Origin of the sequence: Pseudomonas sessilinigenes (assembly GCF_003850565.1) — a bacterium.
GTDB lineage: Bacteria > Pseudomonadota > Gammaproteobacteria > Pseudomonadales > Pseudomonadaceae > Aquipseudomonas > Aquipseudomonas sessilinigenes.
This window is the reverse complement of record NZ_CP027706.1, coordinates 3,128,063-3,146,211: the sequence shown is the minus strand read 5'-3', so window position 1 is coordinate 3,146,211 and position 18,149 is coordinate 3,128,063. Positions and strand designations below refer to the sequence as shown.

The following is an 18,149-nucleotide window of genomic DNA, read 5'->3' as shown; positions in this document are numbered from 1 at the left end:
CTGTCCTTGCTCATGCGCCTTGATTGCGCGTAGGGGCCTGATACTGGCGGCTCATGCTCAAGCCGCCGGGAGCTGCTGCCGCGGGTCGCTCCCGAGGCGCATCCTGGGCCTGGGTCTGTTGCGCGCCGGACAGTGCCTTGAGTACTTCCTGGCTGGGGCCGAAGGCTTGCAATCGACCTTCGTTGAGCACCAGCAGCTTGTCGGCCAGGGCCAGTACCGAAGAGCGGTGGGTCACCAGCACCACGCTGGTACCCCGGGCCTTGAGCTGGGCGATTGCTGCCGCCAGGGCACTTTCACCAACGGTGTCGAGATTCGAGTTGGGTTCGTCGAGTACCACCAGGCTGGGGTTGCCGTACAGGGCCCGAGCCAGGGCCACCCGCTGCTTCTGACCGCCGGACAGGCCGCTGCCGTCATCCCCCAGCACCGTGTCGTAGCCCTGGGGCAGGCGCAAGATCAGCTCGTGCACGCCTGCCAGTTGCGCAGCCTGGACCACCTGCTCCGGGTCGGCCTGGCGAAAACGCGCGATGTTCTCGGCAATGCTGCCGGTGAACAGCTCGATATCCTGAGGCAGGTAGCCGATGTAGGGGCCCAACTCATCACGGTTCCAGCGGTGGATGTCAGCGCCGTCCAGGCGCACTACGCCAGCCAGGGTTGGCCACACGCCGACCAGCACCCGGGCCAGGGTCGACTTGCCGGAACCCGAGGCTCCCAGCACCCCCAGTACCTCGCCGGCATGGAGGCTGAAATTGACTTGCTGCAGGGTCGCGACCCGGCGCCCGGGAGGGCCGGCACTGACCTGTTCGAAACTGACCTCGCCCTTGGGGGCTGGCAGCGACATGGCGGTGTCGCTGGGAGGGAACTCGCCCAGCAGCGCATCCAGGCGGCGGTAGGCCAGCTTGGCCGAGCTCCATTGCTTCCAGACGGCGATCAACTGGTCGATAGGGCTCAGCACCCGGCCCATGAGAATCGATCCGGCGATCATCATCCCGGCGGTCATGTCGCCCTTGATCACCAGCAAGGCCCCCAGGCCCAGCACCAAGGATTGCAGGCACAGGCGCAAGGTCTTGCTCAGGGAGCTGATCACCGCGCCGGTATCGCTGGCCTGGTTCTGCAGGCCGAGAAAACGCGAATGCACGCCAAACCAACGCTTGCGCAAGGCGCCCAGCATGCCCATGGCCTGGATAGTCTCGGCGTTGTGCAAATGACTGGTGGCCAGTTGCGTGGACTGCTGCGAAAAACCGCTGGCTTCGCTCAGGGGCTTCTTGGTCAAGCCCTCATTCAGGTAGGCCAGGCCGATCAGCATCACCGCGCCCACCGTGGCCATGACGCCCAGCCAGATATTGAAGGCAAAGATCACCAGCAGATAGATGGGAAACCAGGGCGCATCGAAGAAGGCGAACAACGCCGGCCCGGTGAGGAACTGGCGGATATGGGTCAGATCGCCCAGGGACTGCCCGGCATGGCCTTCGCCCCGGGCCAGGTTACGCTCGAACGCAGCCTGGTAGACCCGCAGGTTGAAGCGTCGCTCCAATTGGCTGCCGATGCGGATCACGATAAAGCTGCGCAGCACCTCCAGCAGGCCGATGAACACGAAGAACCCCACCACCATCAGCGACAGCATCGCCAGGGTGGTTTCGTTCTGCGAAGACAGCACCCGGTCATACACTTGCAGCATATAGATAGAAGGAACCAGCATTAGCAAGTTAATCAACGCGGTAAAACAACCGACGCTGATCAAGATGCCTTTATATTCGCCCAGTGCCTTGAACAGTGGAGGTGCAGGATGAGAGTTCTTCACCATTTTTTAACCATTTCCCTGAGCTGTTAGTCCGCGTCCATTTGCGAAGAACCAATCTAGTACATAACTAGTTAATTGCTCTTTTTAATTCATAAAGCCTGCGGACACAGATAATTCGGACCGCTGTCTGCAACAGCAACCCGAACATACTCCTGTCGTTCAATCGAGAAACAATCCAGCGCCCATCCAATACAGAACGAACAACCTCGACCGTTAATTAGCCGCACGCTGTAGAACTATCAGCTCGTCGGCCTTGAGGCGTGCTTCATACACCCCCTCTTGCTGGCGGCTGAAGAAAATCACTTTCGAACCTTCACGCCCGGTGATGGCGATGCCATCGGGCTCCGGGAACCAGCCGACAACGGCTTCCCCGACCCATTGCGACAGGCAGTCGGCGCCCGCCCCCAGGGCAGCGTTCTGCAACAAGTCCAGGGTGCACGCGGTGCCCGGGCGGGCCTCCTGCTGCAGCTGCCAATGCCCAACCAGTTCCGAGGGGTCCGCCAAACGCAGGCTACTTGCCATGCTCATCGCTCCATAAAACATCATCAACGTCGCCACCAGCCAGATGGCCGCCTTGCGACTCAGGGTGTGTGGGGTCATAAGGTACTCCGTCCGCCCGGTAGACTCGCCCAGTTGCCAGGGCCGATGCAAGAACACAGGGCGCCGCATCGGCAGCGCCCCGCGTCTACTTCACTCAGGCAACGATGTCGCTGACTGCTGCCTGGCCGATGGTGGTGACCAGGAAGTCCGCCACGCCGTGCCCGGAGAAGTCCACCGACAGGGTGCTGACACCACCGGAGGTGCTGAGGATCGCATCACCCGCCGCGCCGCTGAAGGCGTTGACGAAGTGCAGGCCCGCACCCTTGGTGATACCGGTCAGATCGATCTTGTCCTGGCCACTGACGAAATCCATGATCTGGTCGGCCGCACCCGGCTTGGAATCGGTGCTGGCACCGAACACGAAAGTGTCCGCGCCGGAACCGCCCCACAGTTTATCGGCACCGCCACCGCCGTAGATGATGTCGTTGCCGGCACCACCCTTGAGCTCGTTGGCGACGTTGTTACCGATCAACAGGTCGTTGCCCGAACCGCCGATGGCGTTCTCTACGGTCACACCCTTGGCAATGGAAACGTTGCCGATCAGGCCACCAACATCGGAGAACGAAGTCTCATTGAGGTTGATCTTCTGATTCTGGGTGAAACCAGAGAAGTCCAGGGTGTCGTTGCCGCCACCGTCCCATACCGAGAACACCAGCTTGTCGGCCGACGAGGTCGCGCTGTAGAAGTCGCGCCCGGTGTTGGAGTTGAAGCCGTAGGTGGTGTCACCGGCACGGGTGGCGTAGTTGGCACCGTAGAGCTTCTGGATGGCAGCGATATCATCGATCAGCGGACCGGACGAATAGGCTTCGACCCCGCCCTTGCTGAAGTTCTGGCTGGTATTGCTTTCACTCCAGTAGCTCATGATGCTGTAGCCACGGGTGTCCTGCCCGTAGGTGGCATCCTTGTAGGTCGGGTTGCCATTCCCGGCGTTGTAGTCGCCAGGGTGGGCCAGGCCCAGGGTGTGACCGATCTCATGGGTCAGGGTCTGACGGCCATAGTTGTTCAGGTCAGGGGTCTTGTTCGGGGTATAGCTGCTGTTGATCAGGTACCACGAAGTACCGTCATAACCTGCGCCAGTGCCCGGCAGATAGGCAAATGCCGCCGCGCCATCCTGGCCGCTGCTGTAGTTGCCGAAAGTCATGTGGCCGTCACCACCGGAAGCCTTCTCGGTGAAGACCACATTGGCCACGTCGGCCCAGGACTGCATGGACAGCACGGCCTGGGCTTTCTGTTGGGCGCTGAACTGGCTGAACCCGGCGATACCATGCTTGTTCATGGTGGCCTGGGTCGCCGAGGTCAGGAAGGTATAGGTCAGATCGATCTTGCCATTGCCGTTCAGGTCCTTGTAGGAAGCACCGTCACGCAGGATCTGCGTAGCTGCCTGGTCGACCGAGAACGAAGGTTTGCCATTGACCGTGAGATTGCCGCCACGATCATACTGGTGGCTGAAGCTATTGATCTGGTTATACGCCGAACTTGCTGCGGCCAGAGGCACCAGTTGTTGTTCAGCTGCATCAATAGCGTCATTCACTTTTACTTTCGACATAAACACACTTCCTTGTAATCAATGGAACAGTTTTTGTCAGATAGCGACAATCCCTGGCGAGATCGTCCTATCACTCGCCTTAAGCAGGCGCAAGGAAACTGACACAATTCGAAATCAAACGTCCACTACTTTTTTGACGTCAATTTCCACTGTTCCACGAAACTCCCGAAAACAATGACTGCCCAGTCGAAATATTCCTTTTCCAACTGATTGGCGGCAGCCATTGTCCGACAATCTACAATTTAATTATTAAATATCCTCATATGAAGTTATGCCAACTACGTCCCACTTTTCCGCCTCTTACTTCATGCTCCAACCCGTCGCTTGCAGGGCATCCTTGAGTATCTGCGCCGTCAGTGCCGGAACTTGCACACCGTCGGCACTGGTCATCGGCTCGCCGGCCAGCAGGGCATTGATGATCGCCTCCTCCACGGCCTCGGCAGCAGCACTGAACAGCGGAGAGATCTGATCGTTGTTGAGCATCGTCACCGGCGTCGTCCGCCCTGATTCCTCGAGCGTGTAGTCGGCAGTGGGCAAGTCCCGGTTTCCTGTGGCAAAGGCCAGGAAGATGTCGCCGCTGGCATCCTCGGTGCCACCGCCGGTGCGGGCGATGCCGATGGATGCGCGCTGGGCCAGGCGTTGGCACTGGTGCGGCAACAGCGGTGCATCGGTGGCCAGGATCACGATGATCGAACCCATGCCCGGGGTGCCACGCTCAGCGAAGGGCGAGACGATCTCGCTCAGGTGGCGTCCCACGGGATAACCATCGACCCGCAACTCCACGCGCTTGCCGTGGTTGGCCTGGACCAGCGCCCCGACGGTATAGCCACCCTGCTCCGCCGGCAGCCGTCGGGACGCGGTACCGATGCCACCCTTGAACTCGTGGCAGATCATTCCAGTGCCCCCGCCAACCGCCCCTTCGGCGACCGGTCCGGATTCGGCCCTGGACATGGCCTCACGCACTTGCGCGGGCCCCACGTGCTGGCCCCAGATATCGTTCAACAGGCCATCGAAGGTCTCCATCACCACCGGCATGCACCAGTACACCGAAGGATCGGCCAGCGCCTCGCGCTCCAGGGCAATCAGCGTATCGCGCACCACACCCACGCTATGGGTATTGGTAATGGCGATCGGCGTGGTCAGGGTTCCAGCCTCGCGAATCCACTCCAGGCCCGTGGCATCGCCATTGCCATTGAGCACATGGCAACCGGCGAAACACGGCTGCAGACGAGCATGCTCGGCCCGGGGCTCGATCAACGTCACACCAGTGCGCACCTGCTTGCCGCCGATGCTGGTTTTCAGCGTGCTGTGGCCGACCCGGATACCGGCAACATCGGTAATCGCATTGAGCGGGCCGGGAGTTCCCAGGCCCAGACTGATACCCACTTCACGTGCTCGCATAACCACTCCTTACAATTTCTGGAACGCCGGGCTGTACCGGCCATTGGTGCAATAGAGGATCACCGACAGTGCCAGCAAGCCGATGATTACCATGATGTCCCGCAGGGACGCGTCGAGAAACAGATTGACCAGCAGGTACCCGGCACCGACCACCGCCAGCAGCGCCGGCACCGGCCACAGCGGCATGCGATAGGGATGCTCGCGATCGCGCAGCAGGACCCGGCTCATCAGCGCGCTCAGAGCCACCACCAGGTACACCAGCATGATCAGCAGCACGCTGAAGGACGTCAGGTCCGCCAGGTTCGAGCTGAAACTGAGCAGCGCCGAAGGAACCGCCAGGAACAAGGTGGCCAGCCAGGGCGAATCCCAGCGCGGGTGGATACGGGTGAACAGACGATTGATGCCCGGTGTCCACAGGGCATCGCGGCCGCTGCTGAAGACGACCCGGCCGATCTGGATCACGATGGCGACGATGGCATTGAACACCGAGAGGAAGATCCCGGCGCTGACCACCCGGGCCAGGGTTTCGTTGCCATGGCTGGTGAGCAGGTAGCCGATCGGATCGGGGCTGGCGAGCATCTCGCTCAAAGAGGGTGCGCCGATAAGCAGCGCGGTGAGCGGCACCAGCTCGATGATCACCACCAGTACCAGGGACCAGAGCACCGCCTTGTGCACCCCGCGGCCCCCGCACTTCATGTCTTCGGCCAGCAACACCGCCGGGCCGTAGCCGTTATAGGCAAACAGGCCGATGCCCACCGCCCCGATCACCAGGGCCCAGGGCGCCGCTTGCAGCACGCCATGATCGAGGATCTGCGGTTGCAACAGGATGCTCACCGGCTGCGTAGCGTTGCCGAACCCCAGCCAGACGATCACCAGCAACGCCGCTACCTCCAGCAACAGGCAGGTCCCGGTGATCCAGGCATTGAGCTTGATATTGAGGATGCCCAGCAGGTAGCTGCAGGTGACGATCGCCAGGGCCACGGTCTGGGAATCGTACTGAGTGCCCAGGGCGTTGTTCAGGTAGGTAGCGGCACCCGTGGCCAGGACCGGCGGGATGAACAGCAGCATCACCAGCACCGTCAGGAAGGTGGCATAGCCGGCAAGGCCGCCGAACACCCGCTTGGCATACACGTATTCGCCGCCGGCACTGTTGTGGGCCCGGCCCAGCTCGGCATAACAGAAGGCGAACATCAGCGCTAGCAGGCCCGCCATGACGAAGGCCAGGAACACGCCGCTGCCGGCCTGATGGATGGCAAAGGGGGCGATCACGAACACGGAACTGGCGGGAGTCACTGCAGACACGGTGATAGCCACCACGTCGAACACGCTCAAGGTGGGTTTCAATACGCCGTCGGGCGTAGAGGGAGAGCTCATATCGTTATCCTCGTGCTTATTGTTGGTCTGAGGCAGGAACGAGATTCATCGGGCGGGTGCGCTCTGGGTCGCACTTGACGCCTGCCACTCTAGTCAGTGGCTCGCTGGCGAGAAATTCCCCTATTGGAGTACTCCCCCTTGACGGCATCGGGTAAATCGACGAAACCGTGATCACGCATTTTCAGCACATCGGTGGAGCGCAACCTTTGAGTAACCTGTTCGGGGAAGTCGGCCTGCATAGCAGCCTGGGACGAGCCCTCACGCTGATTGGCCAACCGCGATTCTGGAAGCAGCTGGTCCTGCTGCTGCATCAGGCCACGCCGTTCGACAACGCCCTGGTGATGCTCTACCCCCACGAAGGCCTGCCACAGGTTCTCGAGGAGTACGATGCCCAGCCCAACAGCAAGCCCGCCCCGATGGTCACCTACCTGAGTGGCATGTACCTGCTGGACCCGTTTTTCCAGGCCTGCCGCGAGGGCTACCCCAGCGGCCTGTATCGCCTGGAAGAAGTGACACCGGACCACTTCCGCCAGAGCGAGTACTTCCTCAGCTATTTCCACGACAACGTGCTGGAGGACGAAGTGCAGTTCATCCTGCAACTGCCTGAAACCGGCACCCTGTCCTTGTCCCTGGGTAGCCAGCGCCTATTCGGCAACGATGAAGTCGGCCTGCTCACCACCTTCGCCGCCTGGGTGCTACCGCTCATGCAGCAGCACTGGCAGCACACCCAGGCCAAACCCCAGGTGCCAGCCGCCGTCGAGATGGCCAGCCAGGTGCGCGATGCCCTGAGCCAGTTCGGTCATGCCGTGCTATCGGAGCGGGAGCTGGAGATCGCCCGGCTGATCCTGCGCGGGTTCTCCTCCAAGGCCATGGCCGAGCGCCTGAAGATCTCCCCGGACACCGTCAAGGTCCACCGCCGGCATCTCTACGCCAAGCTGGACATCTCCAGCCAGCCGGAGCTGTTCTCGTTGTTCATCCAGTCCCTGGGCCACGACCTGGAAAACCCCTGAGCCTGTCGGCCTTCAACGATCCACCACTGCGCCAACCTTGCGGCCGCTACGCGCCCGGGCGCAGCCTGCGGCAGCGGCTACACACAGCACTGGCCTGTAGCCGCTGCCGAGCTTGGAAGGCTGCGACAAGGCCCGCAGGGCCTTCTGGGAATCGCCTCGCCCCACCGACGCCGGCGGCTACACGCCCTCAGGCATTCAATGAACGCGCACGGAAATCCCGGGGCGACTGTTCGAAATGTTTCTTGAAGGTGCGGCTGAAATGCGCCGAATCGGTAAAGCCCCACTTGAAGGCGATATCGGTGATCGATTCGTTGCGCAGGTGCGGGTTGCTCAAATCCGCCGCACTGCGCTTGAGCCGTGAACGCTGGATGAAACGACAGACGCTGTCGCCCTGCTCCTCGAACAATCGGTACAACTGGCGCACCGAGATATTCAGTTGCCCGGCCAGGGACACCGGGGTCAGGCTCGGCTCGTTGAGCGATTGCTGGATCAATTGCCGCGCCTGCTCCCCAAGACATGGGCCATGCAGGCCCTCGTCGAGGCCGGCAAGGCCTGCGGTATGGCGCAAGGTCGGGCCGAGCAAGGCGATCAGCGCTTCCTGCAAGGCCAGCCCTTCCTGCTGCGCCGCGCAGCCGTGGAGGTCGCCGGCACAGATCTGCTCCACCAGCAGGCGCATCAACCGGCCACTGGCGCAGTTTTGCGACAGCTTGCCGAACTTGCGCTGCTGGGCCGGCAGGTGCCGGTAGACCTCCTCCCGGCACAAATGGAACGAGGCATGCTCGATCAGGCCATGGGGCACGATCTCGCAAGCACCAGCGGAATCGAGCAAGGCCATGTCGCCCGGGGCCAGCTCAACGCTCTCGCCGTCCTGGCTCAGGCGCGCATGGCCGCTGCGCTGGACGATCAGGAAGCAATGGCGATCGTCGTCATGGTCGGCCGTGGTGCTCTGCCGGGAGATCAGCCCGGCGTTGGTACGGATCTGCGCCACCTCCAGCCCGGCGTAGTCCTGCAATCCGACCTCGCCAATGAACAACGCCGGATTGCGCGCCGGACGGGCATCAAATCGACCGCAGACGCCCTGCAGGGCGCCGACCCAGGAACTGAAACTATGCGAAGCAAGCACTGTGCACCTCCGAAAGCCGGTTCAGACCGCCATTGTTGTTATGGCAATATCATTAACATGTTATCTATTTGCCAGGCAAGGCACCTGGCAACCTGGATAACCTGTCGCGGCTCAAGCAGAGGTTGTGCCAGTACGCGGTTCAGTAGCCTCCCAACAAGCGTTGCAGATGGCTGAAACTGCCCAGCAACGCCTCGCGCTGCTCGGTGTTCAAACGGATGTAGCGACGCATTCCCGGTAGCCGGTTGACCACCTCGCTGGCGCCGAAGTGCTCCAGCGTCACCTGCCAGCCCCGCTCGTCACGACACAGTTCCAGGCGCTTGAAATCCAGGGGCAGCAGCACCTCAAGCAGCTGCCGATCCCGACACAGGCGCTGGAGAAGAGGCGCCCAGTCGGCCGAATCGCCCACCTGCAACCGGGCGGCAACCCCCTGGCGCCGGATCGCCCCGGTATGGCGCAGGGTGATTCGGGCCTGCCCCGGGCCGGCACATGGCACCCGCATGGACCATTGGCAAGCCACGATATGCATCAGGAACTGGGCCTGGGGGCACTCCGCCACCTCGAAGGCCAGGCCGCGCTGCAGGCAACGGAAAGTCCCCCGTGCCATGCCCTGCCCATCGAACTCCAGCCCCGCAAGGTCACGCCGCAACTGATTGAGGGTCAGTCCCGGGCGGTAGCCCGAAGGTGGCCGATGCCAGAACTCAAAGAGATTTTGTCGCCAGCTTGAAAGATTCATCGCCCATGCCCTCCCGGGTACCAGGGATCTCGTCTGGAATCATCCCCAACGCCTGCTCCAGCACCTCTTCCACCGGCACCGGGCGAAACGGATTGACCTTCTGCACCAGCAGGGTCCAGGCCAGGGCATAAATCGCCGTCAGGCCCAGCATGCTGCCGAACGGCAAGTAGATGTCCCTCGGGTTCATCCCCGGTGGAGTGATGAACCACATGCCCAGCAGGATGCCCACCGAAGAGAGGATCTGCGGCAGTGGGAACCAGGGCGACTTGTAGGGTCGCGGCAGGTCCGGCCGGCGAATGCGCAGCATCACCACCGACAGCGTGACCAACAGATACGCCGTGCTCCAGGCACAAACCGCCGCCAGCACCAGGTGCATGATGCTGTCGGTGCTGCCACCCAGCCACCAGGCGTGCAGGCAAGGAATCAGCACCGCCACGGCGATGCACAGCAACGGCGTCTTGAAGCGTGGGTGCAGGTAGGTGAATACCTTCGGCAAGGCGCCGTCCTGGGCCATGCCATAGAGGATGCGCGGCAACCCGGCCATCAGCGTATTGATAGTGGCGGCACCGGCGAACAGCAGGCCGATCCCCAGCCAGATACGCCCGAACGGGCCCATGATCTGCTCGGCGAAATGCGGGATGGCCATGGGTGTCTCCAGCAGGTGCACGCTGCCGTCCTCGCTCAGGGCGACGTTGGCCACCTGGCGCTTCATCGCCGCGCCATAGATGAACATGCACACCGCCACCCCCACCAACCCCAGGGCCATGGCCCGGGGAATGGTCCGCGAGGCCTTGCGTACGTCCGGGGTCAGGGGCGTGACGAACTCGCAGCCGACGAACATGAACATCGCCATGCCCACCAGGGACAGGATGGTGGGCAGGTCGGTACCCACCGTGGAAGCACCGAACCAGCCATCGAGCTGCACCGCCGGAGCCTTGAGCACGCCCATTACGCCGAAGATGATCAGGGTGCTCCACATGCCGAAGGTCAGGATCACCTCGGCGCGGCTGAAGGCTGTGATCCCTACGGCGTTGAGCAGACCAAAGAACAGCACCAGCCCCACCCCCACCAGCCAGGCGCTGCCGCTCTGCTCCAGCAGGGTATTGAGGGACTCGAAATTGACCAGGGCCATGACCCCGCTGAGGATGGTTTCCGCGGTGCCGGCAAACACATGGACGATCAGGTAGGCCGACAAGGTGCCGGTAATGGCGAAGAAACGCCCCAGGCCGCAGGCCAGGTAGTCATAGACCGAACCGTTGGTGGGCAACAGGCAGGCCGCCTCGGCGAAGGTGGTGGACTGCGCCAGCATCATCAGCAGGGCGATCACCATGGCCGCGGCGAAGGCCCCGCCGCCGATGCCGAAACCGGTGGTGGCGGTGAGGATCACCGGGCTGGCCATGATCAGGCCCACGGCACTGGCCAGCGCCGTGGGAAAACCGACGACACCCTGGTGCAGGTGCCGGTTGAGTCTGTCGTTGAGCGACATGCTGGTAAACCTCGAAAGCAGGGATTGATGATTGTTGTTCTAGGCATTTCAAGGGCACGCGTGGCCGCCATGCTCGGCTGTCTGGCGCAGCCTGGAGTCGTCCCGCAGGGCTGGCCTGCGGGATGTGGCTCAATAGGCGATGCACACCGACTTGTTCTCGGTGTAGGCCTCGATGGCCGCATGGCCCATTTCCCGACCGATGCCGGACTGCTTGTAGCCACCGAAGGGCATCGAGGGGTCGAGCATGTTGTGGGTGTTGACCCAGACCGTACCGGCCTTGATCTGCGGGATCAGTCGCATGACCTGCCCCAGGTCGTTGGACCAGATGCTCGCGCCCAGGCCGTACTGGTTGTCGTTGGCCAGCGCCACCACCTCTTCCAGGGTGTCGAAAGGCATGGCGACCACCACCGGGCCGAAGATTTCCTCGCGCACCAGCTGCTGCCCGGCCTGCACATCGGCCACCACCGTGGGCCTGACATAGAAGCCGCGCTCGCCAAAGGGCGTACCACCACACAGCACCCGCGCGCCCTCCTCGACTCCGCGCTCGACCATCTGCAGCACCCGGCGCTGCTGCTTGGCCGAGATCAGCGGGTTGATCTGCGCCTGTTCGTCCAGGCCCGGGCCGATGCTCAGCGAGCCGGCAATGGCCACCAACCGGTCGAGCACCTGCTGATAGATGCCGCGCTGGATGTACAGCCGCGAACCAGCAGTACAAACCTGGCCCTGGTTGAAGAAGATCGCCGCACTGGCGCCAGCGGCAGCGGTGTCCGGATCGCAGTCATCGAGCACGATCACCGGCGATTTGCCACCCAGTTCCAGGGAAAATCGGGTCATGTTGTCTACCGCCGCATGACCGATCAGCTTGCCCACCTGGGTCGAACCGGTGAAGGCCAGCTTGTCGATGCCCGGATGGGCCGCCAAGGCCGCCCCGGCCCCGGCCCCAGTGCCGGTCACTACGTTGACCACCCCGGGGGCGATGCCCGCCTCCAGGCACAACTGGCCCAGGCGCAGCGCGGTGAGCGGGGTCTCGTCCGCCGGCTTGAGCACCACGGTGCAACCGCAGGCCAGGGCCGGGACGATCTTCCAGATAGCCATCAGCAGCGGGAAGTTCCACGGCACGATGGCCCCCACCACGCCCACCGGCTCCGGCACCGTGTAGGCCCGGTACTGCGCGCCGGGCACTGCGGCAATGGACACATCCAGGCTCTTGCCCTCGATCTTGGTCGCCCAACCGGCCATGTAGCGGGTGAACTCCGCCGCCGCGCCCACTTCCAGGGCCCGGGCCAGGTGGATCGACTGGCCGTTGTTGAGGGTTTCCAGTTGTGCCAGCTCCTCGCCATTGGCTTCCAGCACATCCGCCAGCTTGAGCAGCAGGCGTTCCCGGTCGGCCGGACGCAGCGTCTTCCACTCTCCCTCGAAGGCCCGGCGCGCGGCCCCCACCGCCAGGTCGATGTCGGCCTGGGCGGCCATGGCCACTTCGGTCAATTGCTCGCCGGTGGCCGGGTTATGGACCGGCATCCGCGCCCCGGAGAGCGCCGGGCGGCTATGACCGTCGATCAGCAGGCCGTGCTGGCTGTCTATGAATGCGGCGACACGTGGGTCGATGGCAACGCTCATCGTCAATCCTCTTGGTTGTACCTGTTGACCGAGACTCTGAGCCCAAAGCCGGGAGTCGTCTTGATCCTGGCTGCCGCAAAACTTGGCGCTGGCTGCCAAGCCCGACAGCCTCGACAAACCCTTGGCAGCCTGGATCAAATGCCCTGGCACACAGAGGCAAGCAACACGTCGGCCAATCGCGCCCTAATGGCCCCAAGCTGTTCGAGCCCTATCAGGAGATCCAACGTGAGCCAAGCAAGCCATTTCTGGCATCCCATGCTGCACCCCAACGAGATGAAGCAACGTGAGCCGATCCGCATCGTGCGCGGCGATGGCTGCTATGTGTACGACGACCAGGGCCGTCAACTGGTGGATGGCGTGGCCGGGTTGTGGAACGTCAACGTTGGCCATAACCGCAAGGAAGTGAAGGCGGCCATCACCGCCCAGCTCGATGAGCTGGAGTACTTCCAGCTGTTCGATGGGGTCAGCCATCCTCGGGCCGAGGAACTGTCGCGGGTCTTGATGAACCTGCTGGAGCCTGAAGACATGCGCCGCGTGGCCTTCAGCTCGGGCGGCTCGGACGCCATCGAAAGCGCCCTGAAGCTGGCTCGCCAGTACTGGAAGCTCGAGGGCCAGGCCGATCGCACCAAGTTCATTTCCCTGCGCCAGGGCTACCATGGCACCCACTTCGGTGGTGCTTCGGTCAACGGCAACACGGTGTTCCGGCGCAACTACGAGCCGCTGCTGCCCGGCTGCTATCACATCGACACCCCCTGGCTGTACCGCAACCCCTACAGCCAGGACCCGGAAGAACTGGGCAAGATCTGCGCCGACCTGCTGGAGCGGGAAATCCAGTTCCAGAGCCCGGACACCGTGGCGGCCTTCATCGCCGAGCCGATCCAGGGCGCGGGCGGGGTCATCGTGCCGCCGGCCAACTACTGGCCATTGATCCGCGAGGTTTGCGACAAGTACGGCGTGCTGCTGATCGCCGACGAAGTGGTCACCGGCTTCGGCCGCAGCGGCTCGATGTTCGGCAGCCGCCTGTGGGGGGTCAAGCCCGACATCATGTGCCTGGCCAAGGGCATCACCTCGGGCTACATCCCCCTGGGCGCCACTGTGGTCAACCGGCGGATCGAGGAAGCGTTCGAGAAGAACGGCAACTTCACCGGCGCCATCATGCACGGCTACACCTACGCCGGGCATCCGGTGGCCTGCGCCGCGGCCCTGGCCTGCCTGGACATCGTGGTCAAGGAAGACCTGCCGGCCAACGCAGCGAAGATGGGCGACTACCTGCTGGCCAAGCTGCAGCCGTTCGTCGAACGCTTCGACAGCGTTGGCGAAGTGCGTGGCCAGGGCCTGATGGTGGCCCTGGACCTGGTGGCCGACAAGAGCACCCGCGAGCCCATCGACCCCACCAGCGGCTACGCCAACCAGGTGGCGCAGATCGCCCGGGAGCACGGGGTCATGGTGCGCCCGGTGGGCACCAAGATCATTCTCTCGCCGCCGCTGGTGATCCAGCCGGCGCAGGTGGATGTCATCGTCGACGCCCTCGCCCAGGGCCTGAGCCAGGCCCGGCGCTGACCGGCCCACCGGTACTGCCCGCATTCGCAGCGGGCAGCGCCGGCACTCTCCAATGGCCGGCCGCCATCGCGCGGCCCGCTACCTGCGCCAGCCCCGAGCCCCTGCCCAGCGGGCAGCCAGGAGTCTTCCATGAACGCAGTCGCCATGCCCCATGAGCTGGGCCAACGCTGCATCGCTGCCTTCACCCGGGTAGTGCCCGCCACCCTCTGCGCCTTCTACCGCATCGACCCACAACTGCAAGCACAAGACTTCGCGCTGTACCGCATGCCCGAGCAAATGCACCAGGCCTACTTGCAACGCTATCGGCGCTACGACCCGCTGCAACCACAGTTGTGTGCGGCCGCCGGGCGCCCGGTGCTGTCGCTGCACATGGGCATGGCCCGCCAGGATCGTCACGACACCCTGGTGTACCAGGGCTTCCTGCAGCGCCACGGAGTGCTGGATGTGGTGGAGATCCTGGCCTGCGACAAACAGCGGCCCATCGCCGGGCTTTCGCTGCTGCGCGACGCCAGCCTGGGGCGCTTCAGCAACGATGAGCTGACCACCCTGCAAGCCTTGCAGGGGCTGCTGGAAATCGCCGCCCGGGCCCCGTGCCCCGAGGCCGACCCGCGCTTGGCCGGGCTGACGCCCCGCGAGCGGGAAATCGCCTGGCTGCTGCGCGACGGCGCGGACAACAAGACCATCGCCCGGCGCCTGGACCTGGGCCTGCCCACGGTCAAGACCCACCTGATCAACCTGTTCCGCAAGGTCGGCGCGGGCAACCGCACCGAACTGGTAAGCACGCTGTTCCTCTGAAACAGCCAGGACTCAACCATCCGGTTGATGGGCAGGCGCCGCACCAGGCCCGAACATGCAGCTCTACGACAACGAACAAGAGCCTTGCCATGAACCTGCAACCTGAATGGATCACCGTCGGCGCCCTGGCCGACGGGTTTGCCGGCGACAACCATATCCTCCCCGCCCTCGACGATTTGGCCGGACGCCACCTGACCCTGCACTTCGACAACGGCTGGCAGATCGAGCATCGCTTCGGCGCCACCACCCTGAGCTGGAACAACATCGGCGAAACCGCCAGCGAGGAACTGGCCTACCGCGCCACCTCCGTGCGCCCCGGCCTGTACCTGGTGGATTTTCTCAAGCAAGACCAGGGCGCCACCCATTCGGTGAGCCTGGTCCTGGACCTGGAGCGCCAGTGCTTCACCGCCGTCCTCGGGCAGATGCCCAGCCGTGAAGAATCCCGTACCGATCTGTTCAGCCGGGCCCTGGCCGGCGGCGAGCTGACCAGCGTCAAGGCGCAGTTCCTGCACGGCGCCATCGACCGCCCGTGCACTGCCGACACGCCACGGCACGCCCCCACCCAGGAACTGGTCGGCCTGCGCAACCAGTACGTCTACAGCGCCAGCGAGGCCTACGAACACGTCTACCTCAATGCCGATTTCTACAGCTGGCAGTGCCTCAAGGGCGTCGAGCAAGGGCTGGCGGACACCGACCGTTGCCACTACTACAAGGTCGCCGAGCAGCTGTACCTGTTCGTCTGGCGGGAAAAGATCGTCCCGACCCTGGGCCTGGTGCTGATCGACCTCGCAGCCGGGCGCAGCGACGGCAAGATCTTCGGCTACCAGGGCGCGGACTTCGAAAGCTTCGCCAACTTCCCGGTGGGCGCCCTGGCCCGGGTGCTCAATCGCACCAGCCATTCCTGAGCCTTTGCCACCGCACACTTTTTACAGGACCTTGCCATGACCCTGGGACTCGACCTGCAACGCGTCGCCGACTGCTACCAGAGCGAACTACAACTGTTTGCCGAGCGCCATCCGCGCTCCGGTGCCTTCTACCGCCAGAACCTCGAGCACTGGCTCTACGGTGCCCCGCTGCACTGGATGCAGCAGTGGCCCGGCTCGTATCCGATCATGGTGGCCGATGCCCAGGGCGCGACCCTGACCGACTGCGACGGCCAGCAGTACGCCGACTTCGCCCTGGGCGATACCGGGGCCATGTTCGGCCACGCCCAACCGGTGGTGGCAGCAGCCATCGCCGAGCAAGCGCGGCATGGCTCGACCCTGATGCTGCCCACCGCAGACAGCCTGTGGGTCGGCCAGGAGCTGAGCCGGCGCTTCAAACTGCCCTATTGGCAGGTCACCACCTCGGCCACCGATGCCAATCGCTTCGCCTTGCGCCTGTGCCGGATGATCACCGGCCGGCAGAAAGTGCTGGTGTTCAACTGCAACTACCACGGCAGCGTCGACGAGTCCCAGGTGGAGCTCGATGCCAGCGGCCAGATGATTCCCCGCGAAGGCGTGCATGCCAACGGCCTGCATCACGAGGCCACCACCCGCCTGGTGGAGTTCAACGACCTGCCGGCCCTGGAGGCGGCCCTGGCCCATGGCGATGTGGCTGCGGTACTCACCGAACCCTTCATGACCAACGTCGGCATGGTGCCGCCGGCGCCGGGCTTCCATGATGGCCTGCGGCAACTGACCCGGCGCTATGACGTGCCGCTGATCATCGACGAGACCCATACCCTGTCCTGCGGCCCTGGCGGCTATTGTGGCGAGCATGGCCTGGAACCGGACTTCTTCGTCCTCGGCAAGTGCATCGCCGGGGGCATTCCCACCGCGGTCTGGGGCGCCAGCCAAGCCATGGCCGAGCGCATCTGGCAGGTGCTGCCGCACTTTGCGCCGGGCCAGGCGATCAACCATTTCGGCTTTGGCGGCACCCTGGCCGGCAACGCCCTGCAGATGGCCGCCATGCGCGCCACCTTCAGCGAGGTGATGAACGAGGCCAACTACCAACGCATGTTCCAGCTGGCCGAACGCCTGCGGGCCGGGGTCGAGGCGATCATCCAGCGCCACCGCCTGCCCTGGCACGTGACCCGCATCGGCGCCCGGGTCGAGTACCTGTTCATGCCCCATGCCCCGCGCAACGGCGGCGAAGCCCACCATGCGCGGCACGGGCTGATCGAGGCCTACCTGCACCTGTACCTGCTCAATCGCGGGGTGCTGCTGACGCCGTTCCACAACATGGCCCTGCTGTGCCCCAGCGCCAGCGAGGAGCAGGTGGACCTGCACAACCACCTGCTGGACCAGTGCCTGGCCCAGGTGCTGCCGGGAGCAGGTTCATGAGCGGCGAACAGGCAGGACGCATCGCCCTGGTCACCGGCTCCGGCCAGGGCATCGGCCGGGCCATCGCCCAGCTGTTCGCCGCCCAGGGCGCCAAGGTGATGCTGGCCACCCGCAGCGCCGCCTCCGGCGCCGAGACCCTGCGCCTGATCCGCGAGGCCGGCGGCTGCGCCGAGCTGCTGGCCATCGACCTGGGTACCCGGGCCGCCGCCGAGCAGGCCGTGGCCGCTACCGAACAGGCCTTCGGCGGCCTCGACCTGCTGCTGCACAACGCCGGGATCTTCCCCATGCAGCGGCTCGCCGAACTGGAGGACGCGACCCTGGACAGCACCCTGGCGGTCAATCTCAAGAGCTGCTTCTGGCTGGCCCGGGCCGCGCTGCCGGCGCTGCGCCGGGCCCAGGACCCGCGGATCGTCGTGACCTCCTCGGTCACCGGGCCGCGCACGGCGATTCCTGGGCTGGCCCACTACGCGGCGTCCAAGGCCGGGGTCAACGGGTTCATCCGTGCTGCGGCGCTGGAGCTGGCGGAATACGGGATCACGGTCAATGGCGTCGAGCCGGGGTTGATCGCCACCCAGGCCACCGACAACCTGGGGGATGCCGGTGCCCTGGCCAGGCACATTCCGCTCAAGCGCCTGGGGGCGCCCCAGGACATCGCCTGGGCCATGGCCTTCCTGGCCTCGCGGCAGGCCGGCTACATCACCGGACAGACCCTGGTGGTGGATGGCGGCGCCGTGCTTCCAGAGAACACCCAGATCTAGCAGGACGTTGAAAAACCACCTGCG

General features: G+C 64.1%; 15 protein-coding genes. 6 read left to right on the top strand and 9 right to left on the bottom strand.

All coding sequences use genetic code 11. The features are described from left to right. Window positions 1-10: 10 nt before the first annotated feature. The 5 genes from C4K39_RS14560 to C4K39_RS14540 all read right to left on the bottom strand — a co-directional run bounded on the left by C4K39_RS14560 (window position 11) and on the right by C4K39_RS14540 (window position 6,719). Window positions 11-1,801: a type I secretion system permease/ATPase gene (locus tag C4K39_RS14560; RefSeq protein ID WP_068588620.1), complete on the bottom strand. Its 1,791-nt coding sequence runs from the start codon at window positions 1,799-1,801 to the stop codon at window positions 11-13. A gap of 210 nt (window positions 1,802-2,011) precedes the next feature. Beyond that, window positions 2,012-2,398, bottom strand: a complete 387-nt coding sequence (locus tag C4K39_RS14555) for an AprI/Inh family metalloprotease inhibitor (protein ID WP_124346770.1) — start codon at window positions 2,396-2,398, stop codon at window positions 2,012-2,014. A 94-nt stretch (window positions 2,399-2,492) separates the two neighbouring features. Then, the gene (locus C4K39_RS14550; protein ID WP_068588614.1) at window positions 2,493-3,944 is read right to left on the bottom strand and encodes a serralysin family metalloprotease; all 1,452 of its coding nucleotides are present in this window, start codon (window positions 3,942-3,944) and stop codon (window positions 2,493-2,495) included. Window positions 3,945-4,244: 300 nt separating this feature from the next. Beyond that, complete coding sequence (locus tag C4K39_RS14545; protein ID WP_124346769.1) at window positions 4,245-5,345, bottom strand: DmpA family aminopeptidase; 1,101 nt, start codon at window positions 5,343-5,345, stop codon at window positions 4,245-4,247. A 9-nt stretch (window positions 5,346-5,354) separates the two neighbouring features. Next, complete coding sequence (locus tag C4K39_RS14540) at window positions 5,355-6,719, bottom strand: APC family permease (RefSeq protein ID WP_124346768.1); 1,365 nt, start codon at window positions 6,717-6,719, stop codon at window positions 5,355-5,357. A gap of 206 nt (window positions 6,720-6,925) precedes the next feature. Here C4K39_RS14540 and C4K39_RS14535 point away from each other — a divergent pair, with 206 nt between their 5' ends. Then, window positions 6,926-7,729 carry a helix-turn-helix transcriptional regulator gene (locus C4K39_RS14535; RefSeq protein ID WP_124346767.1) on the top strand — a complete coding sequence of 268 codons (804 nt, stop codon included), beginning with the start codon at window positions 6,926-6,928 and terminating at the stop codon, window positions 7,727-7,729. A gap of 187 nt (window positions 7,730-7,916) precedes the next feature. Here the strand turns inward: C4K39_RS14535 and feaR are convergent, their stop codons facing one another. The 4 genes from feaR to C4K39_RS14515 all read right to left on the bottom strand — a co-directional run bounded on the left by feaR (window position 7,917) and on the right by C4K39_RS14515 (window position 12,688). Next, on the bottom strand, window positions 7,917-8,852 hold the full coding sequence (gene feaR, locus C4K39_RS14530; protein WP_124346766.1) for a transcriptional regulator FeaR: 936 nt from the start codon (window positions 8,850-8,852) through the stop codon (window positions 7,917-7,919). Between the two features lie 139 nt (window positions 8,853-8,991). Continuing rightward, entirely contained in the window at window positions 8,992-9,585 is a 594-nt protein-coding gene (locus tag C4K39_RS14525) for a DUF3156 family protein (RefSeq protein WP_124346765.1), read from the bottom strand. Further along, window positions 9,551-11,071 carry an APC family permease gene (locus C4K39_RS14520; RefSeq protein WP_124346764.1) on the bottom strand — a complete coding sequence of 507 codons (1,521 nt, stop codon included), beginning with the start codon at window positions 11,069-11,071 and terminating at the stop codon, window positions 9,551-9,553. Before C4K39_RS14520 ends, C4K39_RS14525 begins: the two co-directional genes overlap by 35 nt. Window positions 11,072-11,200: 129 nt before the next feature. After that, a complete protein-coding gene (locus C4K39_RS14515) occupies window positions 11,201-12,688 on the bottom strand; it encodes an aldehyde dehydrogenase family protein (protein WP_124346763.1) in 1,488 nt (495 codons plus the stop codon). Between the two features lie 225 nt (window positions 12,689-12,913). On the opposite strand from C4K39_RS14515, the gene C4K39_RS14510 reads away from it, so the two are divergent. The 5 genes from C4K39_RS14510 to C4K39_RS14490 all read left to right on the top strand — a co-directional run bounded on the left by C4K39_RS14510 (window position 12,914) and on the right by C4K39_RS14490 (window position 18,125). Continuing rightward, complete coding sequence (locus C4K39_RS14510) at window positions 12,914-14,248, top strand: aspartate aminotransferase family protein (RefSeq protein ID WP_083235972.1); 1,335 nt, start codon at window positions 12,914-12,916, stop codon at window positions 14,246-14,248. A 129-nt stretch (window positions 14,249-14,377) separates the two neighbouring features. After that, window positions 14,378-15,043 carry a helix-turn-helix transcriptional regulator gene (locus C4K39_RS14505; protein ID WP_068583425.1) on the top strand — a complete coding sequence of 222 codons (666 nt, stop codon included), beginning with the start codon at window positions 14,378-14,380 and terminating at the stop codon, window positions 15,041-15,043. An 89-nt stretch (window positions 15,044-15,132) separates the two neighbouring features. Further along, window positions 15,133-15,948 (top strand): molybdenum cofactor biosynthesis F family protein, encoded by an 816-nt coding sequence (locus C4K39_RS14500; protein ID WP_124346762.1) that lies wholly within the window; start codon window positions 15,133-15,135, stop codon window positions 15,946-15,948. 36 nt (window positions 15,949-15,984) lie between these two features. Then, window positions 15,985-17,367: an aspartate aminotransferase family protein gene (locus C4K39_RS14495; RefSeq protein WP_124346761.1), complete on the top strand. Its 1,383-nt coding sequence runs from the start codon at window positions 15,985-15,987 to the stop codon at window positions 17,365-17,367. After that, the gene (locus C4K39_RS14490) at window positions 17,364-18,125 is read left to right on the top strand and encodes an SDR family oxidoreductase (RefSeq protein WP_068583417.1); all 762 of its coding nucleotides are present in this window, start codon (window positions 17,364-17,366) and stop codon (window positions 18,123-18,125) included. Before C4K39_RS14495 ends, C4K39_RS14490 begins: the two co-directional genes overlap by 4 nt. Window positions 18,126-18,149 lie beyond the last annotated feature (24 nt).

Excerpts from the sequence above, each read along its gene's own strand:
- C4K39_RS14505 (WP_068583425.1), top strand. The coding sequence starts at position 14,378 with ATGAACGCAGTCGCCATGCCCCATGAGCTGGGCCAACGCTGCATCGCT.
- C4K39_RS14525 (WP_124346765.1), bottom strand. The coding sequence starts at position 9,585 with ATGAATCTTTCAAGCTGGCGACAAAATCTCTTTGAGTTCTGGCATCGG.
- C4K39_RS14515 (WP_124346763.1), bottom strand. The coding sequence starts at position 12,688 with ATGAGCGTTGCCATCGACCCACGTGTCGCCGCATTCATAGACAGCCAG.
- C4K39_RS14520 (WP_124346764.1), bottom strand. The coding sequence starts at position 11,071 with ATGTCGCTCAACGACAGACTCAACCGGCACCTGCACCAGGGTGTCGTC.
- C4K39_RS14500 (WP_124346762.1), top strand. The coding sequence starts at position 15,133 with ATGAACCTGCAACCTGAATGGATCACCGTCGGCGCCCTGGCCGACGGG.
- C4K39_RS14540 (WP_124346768.1), bottom strand. The coding sequence starts at position 6,719 with ATGAGCTCTCCCTCTACGCCCGACGGCGTATTGAAACCCACCTTGAGC.
- C4K39_RS14560 (WP_068588620.1), bottom strand. The coding sequence starts at position 1,801 with ATGGTGAAGAACTCTCATCCTGCACCTCCACTGTTCAAGGCACTGGGC.
- C4K39_RS14545 (WP_124346769.1), bottom strand. The coding sequence starts at position 5,345 with ATGCGAGCACGTGAAGTGGGTATCAGTCTGGGCCTGGGAACTCCCGGC.
- C4K39_RS14555 (WP_124346770.1), bottom strand. The coding sequence starts at position 2,398 with ATGACCCCACACACCCTGAGTCGCAAGGCGGCCATCTGGCTGGTGGCG.
- C4K39_RS14550 (WP_068588614.1), bottom strand. The coding sequence starts at position 3,944 with ATGTCGAAAGTAAAAGTGAATGACGCTATTGATGCAGCTGAACAACAA.
- C4K39_RS14495 (WP_124346761.1), top strand. The coding sequence starts at position 15,985 with ATGACCCTGGGACTCGACCTGCAACGCGTCGCCGACTGCTACCAGAGC.
- C4K39_RS14490 (WP_068583417.1), top strand. The coding sequence starts at position 17,364 with ATGAGCGGCGAACAGGCAGGACGCATCGCCCTGGTCACCGGCTCCGGC.